Here is a 23,803-nt window from a genome sequence, read left to right as displayed (position 1 = left end):
TGAAAGGTGTCTCCACAAAGTATCTCAAAACTGGCTTACGAGCTACGTTTGAGATATTTGCTCTTTAACAATCCGGAACAAGCTGAAAATTGAAACGACACGTCGTGTTTAACCTCCGTAATAAGGGTAAACAAAACGATGTGTTCGAGTCTCTCAAATGCTTACAACAGCAGTGTCTTTCGGGACGCTTGTGGGTTGTGAGGTTAAGTGACTAAGCGTACACGGTGGATGCCCTGGCAGTCAGAGGCGATGAAGGGCGTGCTAATCTGCGATAAGCGTCGGTAAGGTGATATGAACCGCAACAACCGACGATACCCGAATGGGGAAACCCGGTGCACTACGGTGCATCATCGCAACATGAATACATAGTGTTGCGAGGCGAACCTGGGGAACTGAAACATCTAAGTACCCAGAGGAAAAGAAATCAACCGAGATTCCCCCAGTAGCGGCGAGCGAACGGGGAACAGCCCAGAACCTGAATCAGTTTGTGCATTAGTGGAAGCGTCTGGAAAGTCGCAGGGTACAGGGTGATACTCCCGTACACAAAAATGCACTTACTGTGAGTTCGATGAGTAGGGCGGGACACGTGATATCCTGTCTGAATATGGGGGGACCATCCTCCAAGGCTAAATACTCCTGACTGACCGATAGTGAACCAGTACCGTGAGGGAAAGGCGAAAAGAACCCCGGCGAGGGGAGTGAAACAGAACCTGAAACCGTGTACGTACAAGCAGTGGGAGCCTTGATTTATCAGGGTGACTGCGTACCTTTTGTATAATGGGTCAGCGACTTATATTCTGTAGCAAGGTTAACCGTATAGGGGAGCCGCAGGGAAACCGAGTCTTAACTGGGCGTTAAGTTGCAGGGTATAGACCCGAAACCCGGTGATCTAGCCATGGGCAGGTTGAAGGTTGGGTAACACTAACTGGAGGACCGAACCGACTAATGTTGAAAAATTAGCGGATGACTTGTGGCTGGGGGTGAAAGGCCAATCAAACCGGGAGATAGCTGGTTCTCCCCGAAAGCTATTTAGGTAGCGCCTCGTGAATTCATCTTCGGGGGTAGAGCACTGTTTCGGCTAGGGGGCCATCCCGGCTTACCAACCCGATGCAAACTGCGAATACCGAAGAATGTTATCACGGGAGACACACGGCGGGTGCTAACGTCCGTCGTGAAGAGGGAAACAACCCAGACCGCCAGCTAAGGTCCCAAAGTCATGGTTAAGTGGGAAACGATGTGGGAAGGCACAGACAGCCAGGATGTTGGCTTAGAAGCAGCCATCATTTAAAGAAAGCGTAATAGCTCACTGGTCGAGTCGGCCTGCGCGGAAGATGTAACGGGGCTAAACCATGCACCGAAGCTGCGGCAGCGACGCTTATGCGTTGTTGGGTAGGGGAGCGTTCTGTAAGCCGTCGAAGGTGGACTGTGAGGTCTGCTGGAGGTATCAGAAGTGCGAATGCTGACATAAGTAACGATAAAGCGGGTGAAAAGCCCGCTCGCCGGAAGACCAAGGGTTCCTGTCCAACGTTAATCGGGGCAGGGTGAGTCGACCCCTAAGGCGAGGCCGAAAGGCGTAGTCGATGGGAAACAGGTTAATATTCCTGTACTCGGTGTTACTGCGAAGGGGGGACGGAGAAGGCTATGTTGGCCGGGCGACGGTTGTCCCGGTTTAAGCGTGTAGGCTTGAGTTCCAGGCAAATCCGGAACTCTTTAAGGCTGAGGCGTGATGACGAGGCACTACGGTGCTGAAGTAACAAATGCCCTGCTTCCAGGAAAAGCCTCTAAGCATCAGGTAACACAGAATCGTACCCCAAACCGACACAGGTGGTCAGGTAGAGAATACCAAGGCGCTTGAGAGAACTCGGGTGAAGGAACTAGGCAAAATGGTGCCGTAACTTCGGGAGAAGGCACGCTGGCGCGTAGGTGAAGGGACTTGCTCCCGGAGCTGAAGCCAGTCGAAGATACCAGCTGGCTGCAACTGTTTATTAAAAACACAGCACTGTGCAAACACGAAAGTGGACGTATACGGTGTGACGCCTGCCCGGTGCCGGAAGGTTAATTGATGGGGTTATCCGCAAGGAGAAGCTCTTGATCGAAGCCCCGGTAAACGGCGGCCGTAACTATAACGGTCCTAAGGTAGCGAAATTCCTTGTCGGGTAAGTTCCGACCTGCACGAATGGCGTAATGATGGCCAGGCTGTCTCCACCCGAGACTCAGTGAAATTGAACTCGCTGTGAAGATGCAGTGTACCCGCGGCAAGACGGAAAGACCCCGTGAACCTTTACTACAGCTTGACACTGAACATTGAGCCTTGATGTGTAGGATAGGTGGGAGGCTTTGAAGCGTGGACGCCAGTCTGCGTGGAGCCAACCTTGAAATACCACCCTTTAACGTTTGATGTTCTAACCTGGCGCCGTGATCCGGCGTGGGGACAGTGTCTGGTGGGTAGTTTGACTGGGGCGGTCTCCTCCCAAAGAGTAACGGAGGAGCACGAAGGTCAGCTAATCACGGTCGGACATCGTGAGGTTAGTGCAATGGCATAAGCTGGCTTGACTGCGAGAGTGACGGCTCGAGCAGGTGCGAAAGCAGGTCATAGTGATCCGGTGGTTCTGAATGGAAGGGCCATCGCTCAACGGATAAAAGGTACTCCGGGGATAACAGGCTGATACCGCCCAAGAGTTCATATCGACGGCGGTGTTTGGCACCTCGATGTCGGCTCATCACATCCTGGGGCTGAAGTAGGTCCCAAGGGTACGGCTGTTCGCCGTTTAAAGTGGTACGCGAGCTGGGTTTAGAACGTCGTGAGACAGTTCGGTCCCTATCTGCCGTGGGCGCTGGAGAATTGAGAGGGGTTGCTCCTAGTACGAGAGGACCGGAGTGAACGCACCACTGGTGTTCGGGTTGTCATGCCAATGGCACTGCCCGGTAGCTAAGTGCGGAAAAGATAAGCGCTGAAAGCATCTAAGCGCGAAACTTGCCTCGAGATGAGTTCTCCCTGTGGCTTTAAGCCACCTGAAGGGACGTTGAAGACTACGACGTTGATAGGCCGGGTGTGTAAGCGCAGCGATGCGTTGAGCTAACCGGTACTAATGACCCGTGAGGCTTAACCTTACAACGCCAGAAGCGTTCTGTAGCGTGGAGAGACGCAAAGATTTTCAGCTTGAACCGGATAAAGATTTATCTGTTCTGCGGACCCCGGTCCGTGGGATTTTGCTTTGTGGCAAGGCGGCAAGTGCCGTGAAGGAAGGAGCATACTGAAGTATGTGACTGACTTTACAAGCGCGGCCAACGCGGCCACGGAGCGAAAGACACAGGACAGAGCACAGAATTTGCCTGGCGGCTTTAGCGCGGTGGTCCCACCTGACCCCATGCCGAACTCAGAAGTGAAACGCCGTAGCGCCGATGGTAGTGTGGGGTCTCCCCATGCGAGAGTAGGGAACTGCCAGGCATCAAATTGCGATAACCCTGACCTCACGGTCAGGGTTTTTTGCGTTTGGGGCCAGAAAAGGTTAAGGCAGAAAAAATGCCCGCTTCCCGCAAATAAGTAGTCTTATGGTCGGCTGCGGCTCGTACTACCAGTACGTTCAGCGGCACCTGCCGGTCGGGCTGGCTGTCTGTTTCAACACGGTTTTTCACTACTGCGGGACAGCCAGCTGATTAAACCCGGTAATAAATCATTCAGCGATACAGCCCTGAATCGGGTAAACTACGGGCAGTTAAAATTGTAAAGGTCGCCTCATGTCCAGCCCGATCCATTCCCTGAAACCCTTCAACACCTTTAATCTTGATGCCACTGCTCACTGTATTGTCATCGCAGAAACGGCGGAGGAATTAAGGGCTGCCTGGCAGAAAAGTCAGCAACAGCAACAGCCTGTTTTACTCTTAGGTGAAGGTAGTAATATCCTGTTTTTAGAAGACTTTCAGGGAACGGTTATCGTCAATCGTCTCAAAGGCATTAGCGCTCAGGAAAGCGAAAATGCATGGCATCTGCATGTAGGGGCTGGCGAAAACTGGCATCAGTTGGTCCAGTACACTCTGGAACATCATTTTCCAGGATTAGAAAACCTGGCGATGATCCCGGGATGTGTGGGTTCGGCACCGATTCAGAACATTGGTGCTTATGGCGTTGAACTGAAGAACGTTTGCGAGTATGTCGACATCCTGCATCTGTCTTCAGGAGACACACAGCGGCTTTCAGCAGAGGAATGCCGGTTTGGCTATCGGGATAGCATCTTCAAACATCAATATCAGACTGGATACGCGATTGTTGCCGTCGGCTTACAGCTTAGAAAACAATGGCATCCGGTGGTCACTTATGGCGATTTGATTAAGTTATCACCTGAAAACGTCACGCCACGCCAGATTTACGATGCGGTTTGCCACATGCGCAGCAGTAAATTACCCAACCCCGCAGACGTCGGTAATGCCGGTAGTTTTTTCAAGAACCCGGTTGTATCTGCTGAACAGGCTCAATCTATTCTTGCTGAATATCCTGCCGCCCCCGTATATCCGCAAGCCGATGGCCGGGTCAAACTGGCGGCCGGATGGCTAATCGATCGCTGCGATCTCAAAGGACACAGCATAGGTGGCGCGGCGGTACATCGCCAGCAGGCCCTGGTTTTGATCAATAAAGATCGTGCAAACGGCAGTGATATTGTGGCGCTGGCGCATGAAGTGCGTCAGCGTGTAGGGAATAAATTTAACGTGTGGCTTGAACCCGAGGTGCGTTTTATCGGTGCACAGGGCGAAAAAGAGGCTGTCGGAGTTATCGCATGAAAGACAATACCGTTCCGCTAACCCTGATCGGCATCCTTGCTGATGGCGAATTTCATTCTGGTGAGCAGCTTGGCGAGCAGTTAGGAATGAGTCGTGCCGCCATCAATAAGCATATTCAAACTCTGAAGGACTGGGGTATTGACGTTTTTACCGTTACCGGCAAAGGTTACAGTCTGCCGTTACCCATCCAGCTGCTAAATGAACAAACCATTGCTTCTCATCTGGATCATGGCCGGCTCGCGGTGATCCCAGTGATCGACTCGACGAACCAGTATTTACTGGAAAGAATGAACGAACTCCAGTCTGGCGATGCCTGTGTCGCGGAATATCAGCAGGCGGGAAGAGGGCGTCGCGGCAGGCAGTGGTTTTCACCTTTTGGATCTAACCTTTATCTTTCCATGTACTGGCGTCTGGAGCAGGGGCCGCTTGCTGCAATGGGGCTGAGTCTGGTAATTGGCATCGTCACAGCAGAAGTTTTACAGGCGCTTGGGGCAAGCGATGTCAGGGTTAAATGGCCAAATGACCTTTATCTGAAAGATCGCAAACTTGCCGGTATCCTGGTTGAATTAACAGGTAAAACCGGCGATGCCGCACAGATTGTAATTGGAACCGGGATCAATCTGGCAATGAATTCGCCCGACACTACCGTGGTTAATCAGGGATGGATTAATTTGCAGGAAGCGGGAGTGACTATCGATCGCAATAAGCTTGCCGCAAGCCTGGTAAACAAGATGCGTGAATCTTTGCAGCTGTTTGAACGCGAAGGGCTGGCACCTTTTATCGATCGCTGGAGCGAGCTGGATAATTTTATTAATCGGCCGGTAAAACTGCTGATTGGCGAACGGGAAATTTTGGGTATTGCACGCGGTATCGATCAGCAAGGTGGATTGATTCTGGAACAGGATGGCGTTCGTAAATCCTGGGTCGGCGGCGAAATTTCGCTGCGTCCCCAGCACGCTTAATAAGAGGGGCCAGGCCCCTCAACGCTCTCAGAGTGATTCAAGAAAAGTCAGCAGGTCTTCATTCAGCTGTTGCTGATGCGTTACGGCAAAGCCATGCGGTGCACCTTCATAGACTTTGAGCTGTGAACCTTTAATAGAAGCCGCTGCCAGCTTACCTGTGGCTTCGAAAGGCACCACCTGGTCGGCATCTCCATGAATAACCAGCGTTGGCACTGTGACTTTAGCGATATCAGGTCGGAAATCCGTCTCTGAGAAAGCAGTAACGCAGTCCAGCGTCCCTTTCAGCGAAGCCAGCAGGGCAATATTCAGCGTCTGGGCCAGCACCCCATCGGAAACGGTCATTCCTTTATTCAGGCCATAGAATGGCGTAGCGAAATCGCTAATAAACTGGGCACGATCTTTCAGTAATCCCTCTTTGATCCCATCAAAGACTGATTTCTCCACGCCTTCCGGATGGTCATCGGTTTTAATGAAGAAAGGCGTTACCGCACCTAATAAAGCCAGCGCGCGGACACGATCGCTGCCATAACGGCCGATGTAACGGGCCACATCGCCGCCGCCCATTGAAAAGCCCACCAGCGTCACGTCATGCAAATCCAGATGCTGGATCAGATCGTTGATATCTGAAGCGAAGGTATCGTAGTTATAGCCTTCCCAGGGCTGATCCGAGCGGCCAAAGCCACGTCGGTCAAAAGCAATCACGCGGTAGCCGCGCTCAGCGAGAAAATTTAGCTGGCTGTCCCACATATCGGCGTCTAACGGCCAGCCGTGACTGAACAATACCGGTTTTCCTTTACCCCAATCTTTAAAATAAATTTGCGTGCCATCTTGTGTGTTAAATGTGCTCATGTTTATTTCCTTGGGTCGTGGTTGTTTTCGGTACAATAAACATAGCGCTCCTTTCTGCAGAATGATAAATCAGAATTCTTAACAAGTTGTTGAAAGATTCTCTATAAGCTATCCCACTGACAAAACAAAAATTTCTGAACAACTCGCCAAATTCTTTCCGCTATTCGCAAACTTTTCCTTCTCTTATTGTCACTTCCAGCAGCTCAACATTCACCGGCGCGCGAAGCGCCAGCCGGGTAAAGCCTGATGAATCACTCTCTGTCCGTACGATAAAAATACCTGCCTTAAGAAAGCCGTCGGAGAAATAACAAACTAAAAGCGCAGGTTGGGCCGGCAGGCCCGTGCTCCTTTCGCCAGCACCACTGGCGCTGTCAGAAAAGCGCGCCGCCAGACACTTTATGCCGCGTTATAGAGGGATTTCAGCCCTTCAAAAGATTGCAGATTATCTCGCCACCATTTCGCTGCATTGCCCGTCGCGTTTTCATTCCATGCCAGAAAAGCCTGATCGCGTCGGGCATCGCTATCCAGCCTGCGTTCAACCAGCTCACCGGTTTCCAGCCAGGGCGCCGCCAGATAACGCGGTAAAAAGCCGCAGCCCAGCCCGGCAAGATGCGCCTGCAATTTCGCATTAAAATCATGCACGCTTAACGTTTTTTGCTCATCCAGCACGCGTAAATCAGCGCCGACGCCGCGGTGGGAAGAGTCGTGAACCACTATTGCACGATACTGCCGAACCTGTTCGCGCAATAAGGGTTGAGGAAGCGAAGCCAGCGGATGATGCGGCGCGATAGCAAAGACATATTCCAGCCAGCCGATGGGAACCCAGCCGATCCCGCTGCGTGTTACCGGTTCCTGTATAGCGCCAAATACAATATCAGCATCACCATAGCTTAACGCTTCCCAGCAGCCTGCCAGCACATCCTGACGAAACAGCAGTTGCGTATGCTGATGCTGCTGGTAGAAGCGGTCAATGAGCGGCGTTAGCAGCGCAAAAGGCACCGCCGCGTCCACGCTGATAGTCAGCTTACTCTCCCAGCCACTTTCGACATATTGCGCCTGCTGCTCCAGTTCGCCCACCGCCCGTAATAATACCCGGCCTTTTTCCAGCATCAGACGGCCTGTCGGGGTAAAGGTTGCCCGATGCCCTGACCGGTCGAGCAGCTTGATATTCAGGTCGCTTTCCATCTTCTGCACCGTGTAGCTGAGTGCCGAAGCTGTTTTAAAAAGTCTGGCCGCAGCCGCAGCAAAGGTGCCGTGACGCTCCAGCGCATCCAGGATCAGCAGCGCTTCAAGGTTTAATCGCATTGTTTTCCCCAACCCAAAAATTGTTGAACAACAACCCAAAATCTTTCCGTTATCAAGAACGGTTCTTATTTCGTATTGTTTCACCACACAACGCAACAATTAATTAACGTAAAGAGGAAATCATCATGTCTAAACTCGACCTGCTCGACCCACAGAATTCTGCTCTGATTTTCATTGACCACCAGCCTCAGATGTCCTTTGGCGTTGCCAACATCGATCGCCAGCAGCTTAAAAATAACACCGTGGCATTAGCCAAAGCGGGCAAGATTTTTGACGTGCCGGTGATTTATACCTCGGTGGAAACGGAAAGTTTTAGCGGCTATATCTGGCCGGAACTGCTGGCGGTACACCCTGACGTGCAGCCGATTGAGCGTACTTCAATGAACTCCTGGGAAGATGCGGCATTTGTTAAAGCGGTGGAGGCGACCGGCCGTAAAAAGCTAATTATCTCTGCGTTGTGGACAGAAGTGTGTCTGACTTTCCCGGCGCTGATGGCGCTGAAAGCGGGCTACGAAGTCTATGCGGTGACCGATACGTCAGGCGGCACCAGCGTAGATGCCCATGAGCGTTCAATCGACCGCATCGTGCAGGCAGGTGCAGTACCGGTAACCTGGCAGCAGGTGCTGCTGGAGTACCAGCGCGACTGGGCCCGTAAGGAAACCTACGATGCGGTAATGGATCTGGTTCGTGAACACAGCGGTGCATACGGCATGGGCGTAGATTATGCCTACACCATGGTGCACAAAGCACCAGCCCGCAAAGCTTGATCGCTCCCCCCGGTGAAGGCCGGGGGAAACCGGAAGGAGAATAATGTGGACTGGCCTCATCAACCCGAACATATCACTTTAGTGATAACCCACAGCGTGCAGGCGGGAAAGCAGGCTGACTACGAACGCTGGCTGGCGGTGATCATGCCGGAAGCGGCGCTGTTTAGCGGACATCTTGGCGTGAACGTGCTGCGCCCGGTACATGGCGAGCTGACTTATACCGTGCTAATCAGATTTAATAATGTCGATAATCTTTATCACTGGTTACAGTCAGATCAGCGTAAAGCACGCGTAGCAGAATTAGCCACGTTACTTAGCGGGAAAGAACATATCGAAATGCGGCCTGGTGCGGCATTCTGGTTTACGCCCCCCGCGCCCGGTCAACGTTCTCCGGCGCGCTGGAAACAGTTTCTGGTTACGCTGGCGGTTATTTTTCCTTCCACCAATCTGGTTCCCTGGTTCTGGAGCGAGCTGTTTCCCAATCTGAAAGGTACGCTGCCAGGACATTTTTTAAATGATGTCAGCGTCGTTGCGCTGGTGGTCTGGCTATGGATGCCTGCGATCACGCGTTTGCTAAAAAACTGGCTTAGCCCTCAGACCCCACCCGGAGAAGAAAAATGAATACAGCCTCATTGATTCTGACGAATGGCAATTTTCATACGGTTGATGGTGATAAACCGCTGGCAACGGCGGTGGCAATAAAAGACGGTAAATTCCTGGCTGTTGGCAGCGAAGCCGAGGTGATGCACTACGCCGGCGAGGCGACTCAGGTCGTCGATCTACAAGGCTCGACAGGAATTCCCGGCCTCAACGATTCTCACCTGCATCTGATCCGGGGTGGCCTGAATTACAATCTTGAACTGCGCTGGGAAGGCGTGCCTTCGCTGGCCGATGCATTAAGAATGCTGAAAGAGCAGGCGCTGCGTACGCCTAATCCGCAATGGGTACGCGTGGTTGGCGGCTGGACTGAATTTCAGTTCGCAGAAAAACGCATGCCGACGCTGGATGAAATCAATGAGGCCGCGCCGGATACGCCCGTATTCATTCTGCATCTCTACGATCGTGCATTGCTAAACCGGGCAGCATTAAGAGTGGTGGGTTATACGCGTGATACGCCAAATCCGCCAGGTGGCGAAATCCAGCGCGATAGCAACGGCAATCCAACCGGCATGCTGATTGCGCGACCAAATGCCATGCTGCTGTATGCCACGTTAGCAAAAGGGCCAAAGCTTCCGCTTGAGCAGCAGGTAAATTCAACGCGTCAGTTTATGCGCGAGCTGAACCGGCTCGGTCTGACCAGCGCTATTGATGCGGGCGGCGGTTTTCAGAACTACCCGGACGATTATGAGGTGATCGCCGAACTGCACGCTAAAAAGCAGCTCACGGTGCGTATCGCTTATAACCTCTTCACCCAGCGCCCCGGCCAGGAAGTGGAAGATTTTGAAAAATGGACCGATATGCTTAAACCTGGCCAGGGCACCGATTTCTATCGTCATAACGGCGCGGGTGAAATGCTGGTGTTTTCAGCGGCGGACTTTGAAGATTTTCTGGAGCCGCGTCCGGATCTGGCACCGGGAATGGAAGACGAACTGGAACGCGTGGTACGCCATTTGGTTGAGCATCGCTGGCCGTTCCGTCTGCATGCCACTTACAACGAATCGATCGGCCGCATGCTCGACGTCTTCGAGAAGGTCAACCGCGACATTCCTTTCAACGGTTTGCACTGGTTCTTCGATCACGCTGAGACCATCACCGAAGCCAATATTGAACGGGTGAAGCGGCTTGGCGGCGGTATTGCCGTGCAGCACCGGATGGCTTTTCAGGGCGAATACTTTGCCGATCGTTATGGCGCTGATGCCGTGAAGCAGACGCCCCCGGTGAGAAAAATGCTTAACGCTGAGCTGCCGGTAGGCCTGGGCACCGACGCAACCCGCGTAGCGAGCTATAACCCGTGGACCGCGCTTTACTGGCTGGTCTCCGGACGGACGGTCGGCGGCATGGCGATGTATGACGAGCACGCCAGGCTGGATCGTGAAACGGCGCTGATGCTGTGGACGCAGGGCAGCGCGTGGTTCTCCAGCGAACAGGGTAAAAAAGGGCAAATCAAAGCCGGACAGCTGGCGGATCTGGTCATTCTTTCAAAAGATTACTTCAGCGTAACGGAAGAAGAGATTAAAGGAATTGAATCGGTATTAACCGTAGTCGATGGCGAAATTGTTTACGCAGCGGGTGGGTTCAGTCCGCTTTCTCCGCCGCCAATACCGGTGTTACCGGAGTGGTCTCCGGTGGTTAACGTGCCGGGGCATTACCGCAGTGCACCGCCTGAGCGAGTCGGGGTGACGCAACAAGTGCATCAGTGCAGCGGGCCGTGTGGTGTGCATCAGCATTCGCATAACGTAGCGCGGCATTCGACCGTTCCCGTTTCCGACGACAATGCATTTTGGGGTGCGCTGGGCTGCTCCTGCTTCGCCTTCTAATCGGTATCCTTTAGCTATTACCGCTCAGGTTAAAGGCCGTGCTGCAAAGCGCGGCCTTTTTAATTTTAACCAACAGGAAATGGGCGCATAAAAGGCCAGGCTACGGTTTTGTTGGTGAATCAGGACTGAGGGGTTTGATCAATCTTTTCCCGAAAAAAGGATGAAATGTGAAGTTTGCCCTTCCATATGCAAAAAGGAATAATTATCGTTATCATGCGCATTCACTAACACAATGATACATAATCAGGGAAATGATTAATGGTTGACATAACTGGTTTCAAATTCAAACCTCTGGCGATAGTTATCGCCTGCTTTCTGAGTAGTCCGGCCTTGGCGGCTGAAACAGAACAGGATGACGAAGCACAAATGCTGGTCACTCGTACTGCCGAAGAACAGCTAAAGCAGCAGCCTGGCGTGTCGGTTATCACCGCTGAAGACATCGCTAAAAATCCGCCTGTTAATGACCTTTCCGATATCATCCGCAAAATGCCTGGCGTCAATCTCACCGGCAACAGCGCCACCGGGAGCCGGGGTAATAATCGCCAAATCGACATCCGTGGGATGGGGCCAGAAAACACGTTGATTTTAATTGATGGCGTGCCAACCACTTCACGTAATTCTGTGCGCTACAGCTGGCGGGGCGAACGCGATACGCGCGGTGATACTAACTGGGTGCCAGCAGAGATGGTCGAACGTATTGATATTCTGCGCGGCCCGGCGGCAGCGCGTTATGGCTCTGGCGCGGCGGGCGGTGTGATTAATATCATTACCAAACGCCCAACGAACGACTGGCACGGCTCGCTTTCTCTGTTCACTAACCAGCCGGAAAATGACCAGGAGGGTGCGACCAAACGCACCAATTTTAGCCTGAGCGGCCCGCTGGCAGGCGAGGCGTTAACCATGCGCCTGTACGGCAATTACAATAAAACCGATGCCGATGCCCTGGATATTAATACGGCGCAAAACGGCAGTTACGCAGCAGGCCGGGAAGGGGTACGCAATAAAGACATCAACGCGCAGTTCTCATGGAAGATGACGCCGACGCAGATTGTCGATTTGGATCTCGGCTACAGCCGACAGGGCAATATCTACGCGGGTGATACGCAACACAGCAACGGCAATATCAGCCCCAACGGCCTGGTCTCTTCACTTTATGGCCATGAAACCAACCGCATGTATCGCCAGACCTACGGCATTACCCATAACGGCATCTGGGACTGGGGCCAGTCGAAAGTCGGTTTTTACTATGAGAAAACCAACAATACCCGTCTGCATGAAGGAACGACGGGTCGTGTGGAAGGAATGATTAACAGCGAAGCTTATGACACCAGCCGCCTGAAAAATTACCGCACCAGCGGCGAAGTGACTATCCCGGTAGAAAAATGGCTGGATCAGACGCTGACGCTGGGCGCGGAATGGAATCGCGAAGCGTTGAACGATCCGGCGTCAATGCAGACTACCAGTACCAGCAATGTTACGGGCATCGGTATTTCAGACCACCGCAGTTCCAAAAACAGCGCAGAGCTGAGCGCGATCTATGTTGAAGATAACATTGAGCCTGTCGCCGGCACCAACCTGATCCCCGGTTTACGCTTTGATTATCACAGCAAGTTTGGCGGCAATTTCAGCCCAAGCCTCAATGCCTCTCAGGCGTTGGGAGATTATTTCAAGCTGAAAGCCGGTATCGCGCGCGTCTTTAAAGCACCGAACCTTTACCAGTCGAGTCAAGGCTATCTGCTGGCCACACGTGGCAACGGTTGCCCAAATACCATTGAAAAAAATAGCTGTTATTTGATGGGTAACGGCGACCTCGATCCGGAAATCAGCATTAACAAAGAGATCGGGCTGGAATTTAATCATAAAGGTTATGCTGCCGGTATCACCTATTTCCGCAACGATTATAAAAATAAAATCGTTTCCGGTACCGACATTCTTGGCTACGCCTCTAATGGCTACAATATCCTGCGTTGGGAAAATGGCGGCAAAGCGCTGGTGGAAGGGCTGGAAGGTAATCTGACCATCCCGATCGTTAAAGATACGCTGGACTGGCGTACTAATGCGACCTATATGATTACGTCAGAAAATAAAGACACCGGCAATCCGCTATCCATTATTCCTGAATATACCATCAATACGATGCTGGATTATCAGGTCACGGAAAAGCTCTCCACAAATCTTAACTGGACATTCTACGGCAGACAGAAACCGCGTCAGTATGCAGAAATCCGTAATGAGGTGGGTAGCCTTTCAAACAAAGCGGTGAGTGCTTACTCTATCGTTGGCATCGGTGCGAATTATGCTGTGGTGAAAAACGTACAGGTGAAAGCGGGCATCAGCAACCTGTTCGACAAGCGCATCTACCGTGAAAACGAAGGGGCTTCTACCTATAACGAAGCGGGCCGCGCTTATTATGCGGGTATGACCTTATCGTTTTGATTACTAAAGATGAAAGCCAGCTCAGGCTGGCTTTAAACGGCTGATAAACTCAAAGCATAAGGAACATGAGCCTGAAACAAAGCGTCCTGAGCGATGGACGGCACGGAACGCTCGCGTATGAACGCCGCTTTTTGTCTCTTTATGGAAGGCTCATGTTCCTCATGCCAGCACTATGTCAACAGCCTCACGCCCGCTTGACGGGTGATTAATCGCGTACGCAGCGGCTCTATTCATTTTTTATTTTGAATTTATCTTTTCCCTTCTTTACTCACCCTGCACAGATATAACTCTTCCTATACTCCCTTTAATACCTTGTAAAAGGGGCCATCGCTTCTTATGGATAAAAAAATAAAAGCAACCATTTAACGGGAGCGTCTGTGATGCAAAAAATAAAAAATTTTATTCACGCTTACCGCTGGATAATTATTTCAATCGGCTTGCTGGTTATTTTACTGATGCTTGCGGTGATTGCGGGGCGCCTGTTTACCGGTATGGCCGCTGAAAAGGTCTATCCGGTGCTGGCGCAGCCGGAAGAAACGGAAGCCCCTTCTACATTCACCACTTATCCTTCTTCCGCAGCCACCGAAGCCATTATTGGCGGTCAGGGAACAGGATTGAACTGCTCCATTCCAACAATGATGGAAAAAATTGCGTTCAAGCGCGAAAAAGACGGTTCGAATATTTCCCTGCGCTTTCGCCAGGCTTGTGTGATGCACGACCTTTGCTACCGACACGGCTATGCAACTTACGGCTATAGTCAGGCCGATTGCGACACGCAGCTGCAACGGTCAGCTTATCGTTTGTGTCGGCAGATCCACGGCCAAAGCAGTGATAAGCCACTTAATCCTCTTTCGATGTATACCGCTTGTGAGCATGAAGCCAAAGAAGTGTTGTTGGGTGTGACGTTGGGCGGGGCGGGTTCTTTTCACAGCCGCAGAAGCTCAACTTTTTTTGAATACGATCCTCAACCGTCAATGGCCGACAACTATGTTGTAGGGCGCGCGGTACCAGAAGGGATCGTTACCGATCCCGGCAACGATTTGGGGATCCGCTCGTTCTATTTTTGGCGCAACACGGTGAAGATGAGGGTGCTGTCAGCGAAGCCGGGAACAGCCAGCGCCAGTGCTGTGCCCTTTCCCAATGCGCTTGTCGCCACGCCTCCTGTATTAACCGGCGCAGCAGAAAGCAACGGCAGGCTCCCGTTGCCGCCACTGATTTCACTGGCCCGTAATTCATTCAGTGAAACCAGCGTTCACCTTATTCCTTTCGAGATAACCTCACAAAATAGCGCAGGTAAAACGAGATATACGCTGGCGCTGACGCCGTGCATGGCGACCGGCCGCTATGTCTGTGAACGGGATGCTGATGCCTCAGTGAACAAGTTTTCTATTATTGAAAACAAGCCATTTTTGCTTGCGCTAACGCATCGTGGCGTACTGAGTAGCAATAAAACTTCAGTAGAAATCGAGCAAAAGTCCTTCCTGAAAAACAACGCCGGGAGCGAAGACGCTATGCCGGATTATGCGCTTAATGGCCCGCTAACCGCGGTGCATAATCAGTACCGTTTTCTGCCGCATGATATGCTGCTCGAACGGGATTTTTCTAATAAAGTCACCCACGCCTGGACCTTTGCCCGTGGCGTGCAGGTATCTCCCGGCGGTAAACAATTCATCAGGGATAATAGTGGGAAAGATTACTCAATCCGGGTAGCCGTCGCGCGTCAGCCGTTGGGTAATAATCCTGCTAATGCTATTCAGCGGTTTTCGCTGAGTGCCAGGGAGACAGATGAACCTTTATCGCTAATACGACTGGGGAAAAAAGAGGGGACGGCACTGGTCGGCCTTGCCTGGTCGGCAGAGGATCTTAAGCGGGTAGAAGGTGGTCATCCCGCTGAAAATCCACCGTTAATTAAAATATGGCGGGTACCGTTAAACGGCAGCGCACCGGATCCGACGCCGCAAGCGTTAAGCGTGCCGGTTCCCCTGCCTAATGGCTATATTAGTGTGCCGCCGATCGTGGCCCGCCTCAGTACTCAGGATCCCGCGTTGATGGTATTAACGCGTGTAGGGCCAGATATCTGGCAGAGTGAAAAGGGTCAGGAAACTAACCTGGCGACCTCAAAAACGCTGGCGGTTGATTTCATTATTACCAGCTTAATTAGCCAGGTGGGTAAACCGATCTATTTTGCCAATAATTATCAGCTGCGTTGTGAGATTGGCCTGGACAAACAACTGCAATCGCCTGATGCCAGTTCGATTAAACAGCGTGCCTATCGCACAATTTATGGACGCTACAATCAGACGCTGGAGGCGAAAAACCCTGCGGATCAGATTAACCATATTAAATCGGATCTCGCTCAGCGCTGGCGAATGAGTCAGGTGATCGTTTCTGAAAGAAAGCTGGAGAAAGAGGGCGCGGTGATGGCGCTGAGTATGGTCTTTAATGGTTTTCCGGCGATGTCATTTCAACTGTTATTAAAATCTGATAATGGCCGGCTACGCTATATTCATTCTGATGCTGAACCGCGTTTTATTAATTTCTGCTACCTGAAAGCATTGCAGGGTAATTTGTAGTCGCTGTATACGGAAGTTAAAAGCCATCACTGCATAGCGCACGCCGATTTGTTGGATGCCCAACTTACGACGCTGGCTTTATGCCGTCATGGCTTGTGCAGGTTAAAACTTAACTTATTGCCTGCTACGGGCTACTTTTACTCCACGCCCCAGGCGACGTCCCGTTTCGGCCGTGCTTTACCACTCCAGATAAAGTTCTGAATGAAGTTAATCGCTTTTTGATGGCTGCTTTTCTCAGGAAAAGCTGAACCGGCGACGCCTCAGGTTCAGCACGGTAAATCAGAACAAAAATTTGCTTTAAAGGTATGACAGATACAAAAAAACTGGCCTGTAACAGCCAGTTTTTGATGAATCAGAAAGCCAGGAAAGGGCTCTCAGGATTAACGCATCGTGACAAACTCTTCCGCGCCAGTTGGGTGAATGGCGACGGTATTGTCGAAGTCTTTCTTGGTTGCGCCCATTTTCAACGCCACCGCAAAGCCCTGGAGCATTTCGTCCATGCCATAACCGATGCCGTGGATACCGACGATTTTCTCATCTTTGCCCACACAGACCAGCTTCATACGGCAAGGCTGACGATGTTGAGTCACGGCGGTATACATCGCGGTAAAGGATGACTTGTAAACTTTCACTTCGTCATCGCCATACTGCTCACGCGCCTGCGGTTCGCTCAGGCCAACGGTACCGATTGGCGGATGGCTGAATACCACGGTTGGCACATTGCTGTAGTCCAGATGCTCTTCCGGCTTGTTGTTAAACAGGCGCTCGGACAGGCGACGACCCGCAGCAACCGCAACCGGCGTCAGTTCAACGGCACCGGTATTATCGCCAACGGCATAAATCCCTTTCACGTTAGTGTTCTGATACTTATCGACGTTGATATAGCCTTTCTCGTTCAGCTCAACGCCGGTCACGTTCAGGTTCAGATTATCGGTTGCCGGTTCGCGACCAATCGCCCAGACCAGGCAATCTACCGTCTGCTCTTTGCCGTTTTCCAGCTGGAGCGTCAGGCTGCCGTCAGCGTTTTTGATAACCGCTTTTGGAATGGATTCAGTATGCAGCGTTGGGCCTTCAGCGTTCATCACCTCAACCAGCGTATCGACGATCAGCGGATCGAAGGTACGCAGCGGCGCATGCTTACGCACAAACAGGTGGGTTTCTGAACCCAGCGCATTCACCACGCCTGCGATTTCTACAGCGATATAACCTGCACCGACCACAGCGGTGCGCTTTGGCAGCGCATCCAGATCGAAGAAACCGTCAGAATCAATGCCATATTCCGCACCAGGGATCGATGGATGGGTCGGACGGCCGCCGGTGGCGATCAGAATATGATCCGCCGTAATTTTTTCGCCGTTCACTTCAACAGTGTGCGCATCAACAAAGCGGGCATAGCCTTTAATCACGTCGACTTTGTTTTTGCCCAGCACGTTATCGTAAGAGCTGTGGATACGGTCGATATAGGCGCTGCGGTTTTTTACCAGCGTGGACCAGTCAAAGCTGTTCACCGTGGTGTTAAAACCGTAATCCGGGCCGTACTGATGAATCGCTTCTGCGATTTGCGCAGCGTGCCACATCACTTTTTTCGGTACACAACCGACGTTCACGCAGGTGCCGCCCAGCTCTTTCGCTTCAATCAGCGCGCATTTTTGTCCGTACATCGCGGCACGGTTAATCGAAGCGATGCCGCCGCTGCCGCCGCCAATAGCCAGGTAGTCATAATGTTTGGTCATCGAAGTGTCCCATAAGCAAGTCAAGTAAACTGGCCATAGTGTAGCGTTACTCGGCTGATTGCCGCAAAGTTTGCATCTATGATTGTGATAGGGCGGCCTGCGTGAAAAGGGCCGTTACGCATCTTTTTTAACCGATTGACTTACAGATTTTGACCATTAACCGCAAAGAGAGACTCAATGGAACTGCTATTTTTAGGTACCGGCGGCGGTACGCCGAGCCGTTTGCGTAACGTCACCAGTATTGCGCTGAACCTGCAAGGTGTACATAACGGCTTCTGGCTGTTTGATTGCGGAGAAGGCACCCAGCACCAGATGCTGCGCTGTCCACTGAAAGTCAGCAAGCTGGAAAAAATCTTCATCACCCATTTGCATGGCGATCATATTTTTGGGCTGCCGGGTTTACTGACCAGCCGCTCAATGAATGGCATTACCGACGGCATCACGCTGTATGGCCCAAAAGGCATTAAAGCCTTTGTTGAAGCCACCCTGGGTTTAAGCGGTTCATGGCTGACGTTTCCGCTGGAGATTGTGGAAATCACCGCCGGAGAGGTGCTTAACGACGAGCATTTTCGCGTAACGGCTTATCCCCTGACGCATCCGGTCGAATGCTACGGCTACCGTATTGAAGAACACGACAAATCCGGCGCGCTGGATGCCGGGCGGTTACTGGCCGACGGTATCAAGCCGGGCAAGCTTTTCCAGCAGCTTAAACTGGGTAAAACGGTCACCATGGAAGACGGGCAGATCGTCGACGGCAGAAAATACCTTGGCCCGGCAATCAAAGGACTGACGCTGGCGATCTTTGGCGATACCAGCCCAACACCCGCTTCACGCGAGCTGGCAGCTAACGTTGATGTGATGGTGCATGAGGCGACGCTTGCGGCAGAGATGGAAGAAAAAGCCAACAGCCGCGGACACTCTTCGACGGTTCAGGCGGCAAAAGCCGCAAAAGAAGCGGGTGCGAAAAAGCTGATTGTGACGCATCTGAGTTCACGATATCTGCGTGAAGACACCGAATGGCTACTGGCGGAATGTCGGGCGATTTTTCCTGCAACCGAAATGGCGCATGATTTCTCAGTGTTTGAGGTTTAGCCCGCGGGGAAAACAACCGGGCAGCAAGGCTGGCTGCCCGGTATGTGAGAAGCGTCGGTTATTCCGGCACAATCCAGCTAACTTTAGTGTGGCCAGTACCGGCGGGAACCAGATGCTTGTGCAACCATGGCAGCACGTTATTCATCTGCTGCTCCAGTTTCCACGGTGGGTTAATCACCACCATGCCGGAAGCGGTCATACCGCGCTGATCGCTGTCCGGGCGAACCGCCAGCTCAATTTGCAGAATACGACGAATACCGGTCGCTTCCAGCTCGGAAAACATGCGTTTGATTTGCTGACGCATCACAACCGGATACCACAGCGCAAACACGCCGGTACCAAAACGCTTGTAGCCTTCCTGAATGCCTTTTACCACCGCCTGATAATCGCTTTTGATTTCATAAGGCGGATCGATCAGCACCAGGCCGCGACGGGACAGCGGCGGCAATTTGGATTTCAGTTGCAGATAGCCGTCTGCTTTCTCGGTGCGTGCGCGATCGTCTTTGGAAAACTCATTACGCAGCAGCGGATAGTCGCTTGGGTGCAGCTCGGTCATATTCAGCTTGTCGTAAGGACGCAGCAAATGACGGGCAATCAGCGGTGAACCTGGGTAGTAGCGCAGTTTGCCGTTAGGGTTCAGCTGCTTAACGCAGGCAATGTAGCTTTTCAGCTCTTCCGGCAAGTCGTCCTGCTGCCAGATACGCGCGATCCCTTCCAGATACTCCCCGGTGCGTTCGGCATGCTCACCGCTCAGCTGATAGCGACCTGCGCCAGCATGGGTATCAAGGTAAAGGTAAGGCTTATCTTTCTCGTTAAGCGAGTCGATAATCAGGCTCTGAACGGTATGTTTGAGAACGTCGGCGTGGTTGCCGGCGTGAAAACTGTGGCGATAACTCAGCATGTCGTGGGATCTTTCCGGTATTAAAGCGATTGTGCCGCCAGCGCGGCACAGGTTGTGTTCAGTATAACTGTCCGGGAGGGAAAATGCTCTGTTATCCTGGCGGGTGTTGCCACAAGGGATAAGTGAAGAACAGCAGATGCAGCATATTGAAAGCAAAATGCACCAGCGTGGAAACCCAAACCCGTCCGCTCCACAGCCAGGCCAGGCCGTAAATGAGCCCGGCAACGGTGGCAAAACAGATCAGCATGACGCCGCCCGCTGCATGGGCCAGCCCAAACAGGACAGATGCGGCAAGCAAGCCCCAGCCGTTTCCGACCCGCTGGCTCAGTCGTTGCTGTAACCAGCCGCGGAACAGCGCCTCTTCAGCAAACGAGACGAAGAACAGATTGGCCAGCATAAAAGAACCCAGCCATTCCGGATAATGTAATTCGACGCGCAGCCCGCCAGCCAGCGTGGCAATCAGTAACAAAAGCGGTAGCGAAAGCAGCAGAATCAGCCACCAAAGCCGGTTTCGTGGCGGCGTTGCCGGACGTTTTAAAAGCCCGGGCAGGCAGCCCAGCAGCAGAAAAGGAACCAGCGCTTTATCGAGATTGTAATTGAAAGTAAAAGGCGCACTTTCCGGCCCGGCTTGCGCACCGGCAACCACGATAAGGTTAGTAAAGCCCGGCACCAGATGCAGCATCAGTGCGCCAGCGCTAAGAACCAGTAACCCTTCGCCAACCTTTGCGAGAACATCCGATTCCTTACGTCGAAAACAGAAGAAAGCCACGACAGCCATCACTACCAGCACCAGCAGCGCGACAGGCTGTAAGGTATGGTTAAGGACGGCAACTATCAGCGAAACTACCAGCAAACCCAGTGAAATCCGCAAACGAAAAGGCAGAAAGAACAGCGATGCGGCCAGCAGATACCACATAAATACACTCCCTGTTATCAGCAAATCAGGACGACATTGCGCCGGAGAAAAATTATGCTCTCGCACCGGAATGCAGGCAAATCTCTTTTCCCACCAGCGAACTGCTGCGGCTGCACCATTGATTTTCGCTACACTTAACCTCATGTTAGCTTAATCGCGTGCCTGAACACGCCCATACATGATTTAAAAGGACTGCGCTATGACCAATCCGCTACTCACTTCTTTTACGCTTCCGCCTTTCTCCGCCATTCAACCCGAGCACGTGGTGCCAGCCGTAACCAAAGCGCTGGAAGATTGCCGTGCCGCAGTGGAAAAAGCAGTGGCTCAGGGCGCGCCTTACACCTGGGATAATCTGGTTCAGCCACTGAGTGAAGTAGATGACCGCTTAGGCCGTCTTTTCTCGCCGGTCAGCCACCTGAACTCGGTAAAAAACAGCCCGGAGCTGCGCCAGGCCTATGAGCAAACGCTGCCGCTGCTGTCGGAATACAGCACCTGGGTAGGCCAGCACGAAGGTCTGTATCAGGCATACCGTAATCTGAAAGAAAACAGCTATGAAGGACTGAGCGCACCGCAGAAAAAAGCGGTTGATAACGCGCTGCGTGACTTCGAGCTTTCCGGTATCGGCCTGTCGAAAGAAAAACAGAAGCGCTACGGTGAAATCGCCTCACGTCTGTCCGAACTGGGTTCGACCTATAGCAACAACGTGCTGGATGCCACCATGGGCTGGAGCAAGCTCATCACTGATGAAAGCGGGTTGTCCGGCATGCCGGAAAGCGCGCTGGCGGCGGCAAAAGCTCAGGCAGAAGCGAAAGAACAGGATGGCTGGCTGCTGACGCTGGATATCCCCAGCTATCTGCCGGTGATGACCTACTGCGACAACCAGGCGCTGCGTGAAGAGATGTATCGTGCCTATTCGACTCGTGCTTCCGATCAGGGGCCGAACGCCGGCAAGTGGGATAACAGCGAAATCATGGCCGAAGAGCTGGCGCTGCGCCACGAGCTGGCCCAGCTGCTGGGCTTCTCCTCCTACGCAGACAAATCGCTGGCGACCAAAATGGCCGAAAATCCGGCTCAGGTCACCGACTTCCTGACCGACCTGGCTAAACGCGCTCGCCCACAGGCCGAAAAAGAGCTGGAGCAGCTGCGCGCCTTCGCGAAAAAAGAGCATGGCATTGACGAACTGAACCCGTGGGATCTGACTTACTACGGCGAAAAGCAAAAGCAGCATCTGTATGCGATTAGCGACGAGCAGCTGCGTCCTTACTTCCCGGAAGAGCGTGCGGTTAACGGCCTGTTCGAAGTCGTGAAGCGTATTTACGGCATCACGGCTAAAGAACGCAAAGACGTTGATGTCTATCATCCTGACGTGCGTTTCTTCGATCTGTTTGATGAAAGCGGCGAGCTGCGCGGCAGCTTCTATCTGGATCTCTACGCGCGTGAAAACAAACGCGGCGGAGCATGGATGGACGATTGCGTCGGCCAAATGCGCCTCGCGGATGGCTCATTGCAGAAGCCGGTCGCCTATCTGACCTGTAACTTTAACCGCCCGGTTAGCGGCAAGCCTGCGCTGTTTACGCATGACGAAGTCACCACGCTGTTCCATGAATTCGGCCACGGTCTGCACCACATGCTGACCCGAATCGAAACGCCGGGCGTCGCTGGTATTAGCGGTGTGCCGTGGGATGCCGTCGAGCTGCCGAGCCAGTTTATGGAAAACTGGTGCTGGGAGCCGGAAGCGCTGGCGTTTATCTCCGGTCACTATGAAACCGGCGAGCCGCTGCCTCGGGAACTGCTGGATAAAATGTTGGCAGCGAAGAACTACCAGGCCGCGCTGTTTATTCTGCGTCAGCTGGAGTTCGGCCTGTTTGATTTCCGCCTGCATGCCGAGTTCGATCCGGCGAAAGGCGCGCAGATCCTTGAGATGCTGAAAGAGATTAAACAGCTGGTAGCCGTGGTGCCAAGCCCATCCTGGGGCCGCTTCCCGCATGCCTTCAGCCATATCTTTGCGGGCGGCTATGCTGCCGGTTACTACAGCTATCTGTGGGCGGATGTGCTGGCGGCGGATGCTTACTCACGTTTTGAAGAAGAAGGCATTTTCAATCGTGAAACGGGCCAGTCTTTCCTGGATAACATCCTGACGCGCGGCGGTTCTGAAGAGCCAATGGAACTGTTCAAACGCTTCCGTGGTCGTGAGCCTCAGCTGGATGCAATGCTGGCGCACTATGGGATTCAGGAACAGGCGTGAAAATCTGTTTAATTGACGAAGCGGGCGCCGGAGACGGCGCCTTATCTGTTTCGGCCGAACGCTGGCAGCTTGAACATGATGAACAGGCGCTGATGGCGCTGGTAATGACCGCCACGCATCTTGAACTGCGCAAGCGGGACGAGCCTAAGCTTGGCGGTATTTATGTTGATTTTGTGGAGGGCGCGATGGCGCATCGTCGCCGTTTTGGCGGCGGACGTGGCGAGGCGGTAGCCAAAGCCGTTGGCATCAAAGGCAGCTACCTTCCTGATGTGATTGATGCCACGGCGGGCCTGGGGCGAGACGCTTTTGTGCTGGCCTCGCTGGGCTGTCGCGTGCGGATGCTGGAACGTCATCCGGTCGTTGCGGCGCTGTTGGACGATGGCTTGCAGCGAGGCTATCAGAGTGCGGAAATCGGCGACTGGCTGCGTGAAAGACTCACGCTGCTGCATGCGTCCAGCTTAGAGGCGCTAACGGAAATCAGTGAGAAGCCAGACGTGGTGTATCTTGATCCGATGTATCCTCACAAACAGAAAAGCGCGCTGGTGAAGAAAGAGATGCGGGTATTCCAGACGCTGGTGGGAGCAGATAACGACGCTGACGGACTGCTGGCACCGGCAAGACGGCTGGCGAAGAAACGTATCGTGGTTAAACGACCCGATTATGCACCGCCGCTGGCTGGCGTGGCGACGCAATCGGCCGTAGTGACTAAAAGCCACCGCTTTGATATTTATCCACCGTTAGCGGGCGAATAAGTCAGTGCTTTAAGCCCGT

The 23,803-nt window shown here is 52.7% G+C and carries 15 protein-coding genes and 2 rRNA genes; 12 read left to right on the top strand and 5 right to left on the bottom strand.

The annotated features are described in order from the left end of the window. Nucleotides 1–201: 201 nt before the first annotated feature. From EHV07_RS22020 to birA, 4 genes are all read left to right on the top strand, one after another. Nucleotides 202–3,111: ribosomal RNA gene (locus EHV07_RS22020) — 23S ribosomal RNA — on the top strand. Between the two features lie 221 nt (nt 3,112–3,332). Further along, nucleotides 3,333–3,448 (top strand): 5S ribosomal RNA (gene rrf, locus EHV07_RS22015). 290 nt (nt 3,449–3,738) lie between these two features. After that, on the top strand, nt 3,739–4,776 hold the full coding sequence (murB, locus tag EHV07_RS22010) for a UDP-N-acetylmuramate dehydrogenase (RefSeq protein ID WP_147200228.1): 1,038 nt from the start codon (nt 3,739–3,741) through the stop codon (nt 4,774–4,776). Further along, on the top strand, nt 4,773–5,738 hold the full coding sequence (gene birA / locus EHV07_RS22005; protein ID WP_147200227.1) for a bifunctional biotin--[acetyl-CoA-carboxylase] ligase/biotin operon repressor BirA: 966 nt from the start codon (nt 4,773–4,775) through the stop codon (nt 5,736–5,738). The genes murB and birA overlap by 4 nt, the downstream gene beginning before the upstream one ends. Nucleotides 5,739–5,765: 27 nt before the next feature. On the opposite strand, the gene EHV07_RS22000 is transcribed toward birA, so the two are convergent. Both EHV07_RS22000 and EHV07_RS21995 read right to left on the bottom strand, forming a co-directional pair. Then, the gene (locus tag EHV07_RS22000) at nt 5,766–6,587 is read right to left on the bottom strand and encodes an alpha/beta fold hydrolase (protein WP_147200226.1); all 822 of its coding nucleotides are present in this window, start codon (nt 6,585–6,587) and stop codon (nt 5,766–5,768) included. A 396-nt stretch (nt 6,588–6,983) separates the two neighbouring features. Next, nucleotides 6,984–7,892 (bottom strand): LysR family transcriptional regulator, encoded by a 909-nt coding sequence (locus EHV07_RS21995; RefSeq protein ID WP_147200225.1) that lies wholly within the window; start codon nt 7,890–7,892, stop codon nt 6,984–6,986. A gap of 125 nt (nt 7,893–8,017) precedes the next feature. On the opposite strand from EHV07_RS21995, the gene EHV07_RS21990 reads away from it, so the two are divergent. From EHV07_RS21990 to EHV07_RS21970, 5 genes are all read left to right on the top strand, one after another. Then, nucleotides 8,018–8,659 (top strand): hydrolase, encoded by a 642-nt coding sequence (locus EHV07_RS21990; RefSeq protein WP_147200224.1) that lies wholly within the window; start codon nt 8,018–8,020, stop codon nt 8,657–8,659. A 45-nt stretch (nt 8,660–8,704) separates the two neighbouring features. Continuing rightward, nucleotides 8,705–9,280, top strand: coding sequence for an antibiotic biosynthesis monooxygenase (locus EHV07_RS21985; RefSeq protein ID WP_147200223.1), 576 nt, complete (start codon nt 8,705–8,707; stop codon nt 9,278–9,280). Continuing rightward, nucleotides 9,277–11,136, top strand: a complete 1,860-nt coding sequence (locus EHV07_RS21980; RefSeq protein ID WP_147200222.1) for an amidohydrolase — start codon at nt 9,277–9,279, stop codon at nt 11,134–11,136. The genes EHV07_RS21985 and EHV07_RS21980 overlap by 4 nt, the downstream gene beginning before the upstream one ends. A gap of 258 nt (nt 11,137–11,394) precedes the next feature. Next, nucleotides 11,395–13,572, top strand: coding sequence for a TonB-dependent siderophore receptor (locus EHV07_RS21975; RefSeq protein WP_147200221.1), 2,178 nt, complete (start codon nt 11,395–11,397; stop codon nt 13,570–13,572). 380 nt (nt 13,573–13,952) lie between these two features. Continuing rightward, nucleotides 13,953–16,145, top strand: a complete 2,193-nt coding sequence (locus tag EHV07_RS21970) for a hypothetical protein (protein WP_147200220.1) — start codon at nt 13,953–13,955, stop codon at nt 16,143–16,145. Between the two features lie 380 nt (nt 16,146–16,525). On the opposite strand, the gene gorA is transcribed toward EHV07_RS21970, so the two are convergent. Further along, nucleotides 16,526–17,878: a glutathione-disulfide reductase gene (gene gorA, locus EHV07_RS21965; protein ID WP_147200219.1), complete on the bottom strand. Its 1,353-nt coding sequence runs from the start codon at nt 17,876–17,878 to the stop codon at nt 16,526–16,528. A gap of 177 nt (nt 17,879–18,055) precedes the next feature. On the opposite strand from gorA, the gene rnz reads away from it, so the two are divergent. Then, the gene (gene rnz, locus EHV07_RS21960) at nt 18,056–18,970 is read left to right on the top strand and encodes a ribonuclease Z (RefSeq protein ID WP_147200218.1); all 915 of its coding nucleotides are present in this window, start codon (nt 18,056–18,058) and stop codon (nt 18,968–18,970) included. Nucleotides 18,971–19,028: 58 nt separating this feature from the next. On the opposite strand, the gene EHV07_RS21955 is transcribed toward rnz, so the two are convergent. Beyond that, nucleotides 19,029–19,871 carry a 23S rRNA (adenine(2030)-N(6))-methyltransferase RlmJ gene (locus tag EHV07_RS21955; RefSeq protein WP_147200217.1) on the bottom strand — a complete coding sequence of 281 codons (843 nt, stop codon included), beginning with the start codon at nt 19,869–19,871 and terminating at the stop codon, nt 19,029–19,031. A gap of 91 nt (nt 19,872–19,962) precedes the next feature. Further along, nucleotides 19,963–20,787, bottom strand: a complete 825-nt coding sequence (locus tag EHV07_RS21950) for a CPBP family intramembrane glutamic endopeptidase (protein WP_147200216.1) — start codon at nt 20,785–20,787, stop codon at nt 19,963–19,965. Between the two features lie 199 nt (nt 20,788–20,986). Here EHV07_RS21950 and prlC point away from each other — a divergent pair, with 199 nt between their 5' ends. After that, entirely contained in the window at nt 20,987–23,032 is a 2,046-nt protein-coding gene (gene prlC, locus EHV07_RS21945) for an oligopeptidase A (RefSeq protein WP_147200215.1), read from the top strand. Then, nucleotides 23,029–23,784 (top strand): 16S rRNA (guanine(1516)-N(2))-methyltransferase RsmJ, encoded by a 756-nt coding sequence (rsmJ, locus tag EHV07_RS21940; RefSeq protein ID WP_147200214.1) that lies wholly within the window; start codon nt 23,029–23,031, stop codon nt 23,782–23,784. The genes prlC and rsmJ overlap by 4 nt, the downstream gene beginning before the upstream one ends. Nucleotides 23,785–23,803 lie beyond the last annotated feature (19 nt).

Origin of the sequence: Pantoea sp. CCBC3-3-1 (assembly GCF_007981265.1) — a bacterium.
Lineage (GTDB): Bacteria > Pseudomonadota > Gammaproteobacteria > Enterobacterales > Enterobacteriaceae > Erwinia.
This window is presented reverse-complemented; position numbering and strand designations above follow the sequence as displayed.

Coding starts and splice junctions, on each gene's coding strand:
- EHV07_RS21995 (WP_147200225.1), bottom strand. CDS start 7,892: ATGCGATTAAACCTTGAAGCGCTGCTGATCCTGGATGCGCTGGAGCGT.
- EHV07_RS21980 (WP_147200222.1), top strand. CDS start 9,277: ATGAATACAGCCTCATTGATTCTGACGAATGGCAATTTTCATACGGTT.
- EHV07_RS21955 (WP_147200217.1), bottom strand. CDS start 19,871: ATGCTGAGTTATCGCCACAGTTTTCACGCCGGCAACCACGCCGACGTT.
- EHV07_RS21990 (WP_147200224.1), top strand. CDS start 8,018: ATGTCTAAACTCGACCTGCTCGACCCACAGAATTCTGCTCTGATTTTC.
- EHV07_RS21970 (WP_147200220.1), top strand. CDS start 13,953: ATGCAAAAAATAAAAAATTTTATTCACGCTTACCGCTGGATAATTATT.
- gorA (WP_147200219.1), bottom strand. CDS start 17,878: ATGACCAAACATTATGACTACCTGGCTATTGGCGGCGGCAGCGGCGGC.
- murB (WP_147200228.1), top strand. CDS start 3,739: ATGTCCAGCCCGATCCATTCCCTGAAACCCTTCAACACCTTTAATCTT.
- rnz (WP_147200218.1), top strand. CDS start 18,056: ATGGAACTGCTATTTTTAGGTACCGGCGGCGGTACGCCGAGCCGTTTG.
- prlC (WP_147200215.1), top strand. CDS start 20,987: ATGACCAATCCGCTACTCACTTCTTTTACGCTTCCGCCTTTCTCCGCC.
- EHV07_RS21950 (WP_147200216.1), bottom strand. CDS start 20,787: ATGTGGTATCTGCTGGCCGCATCGCTGTTCTTTCTGCCTTTTCGTTTG.
- EHV07_RS21975 (WP_147200221.1), top strand. CDS start 11,395: ATGGTTGACATAACTGGTTTCAAATTCAAACCTCTGGCGATAGTTATC.
- EHV07_RS22000 (WP_147200226.1), bottom strand. CDS start 6,587: ATGAGCACATTTAACACACAAGATGGCACGCAAATTTATTTTAAAGAT.
- birA (WP_147200227.1), top strand. CDS start 4,773: ATGAAAGACAATACCGTTCCGCTAACCCTGATCGGCATCCTTGCTGAT.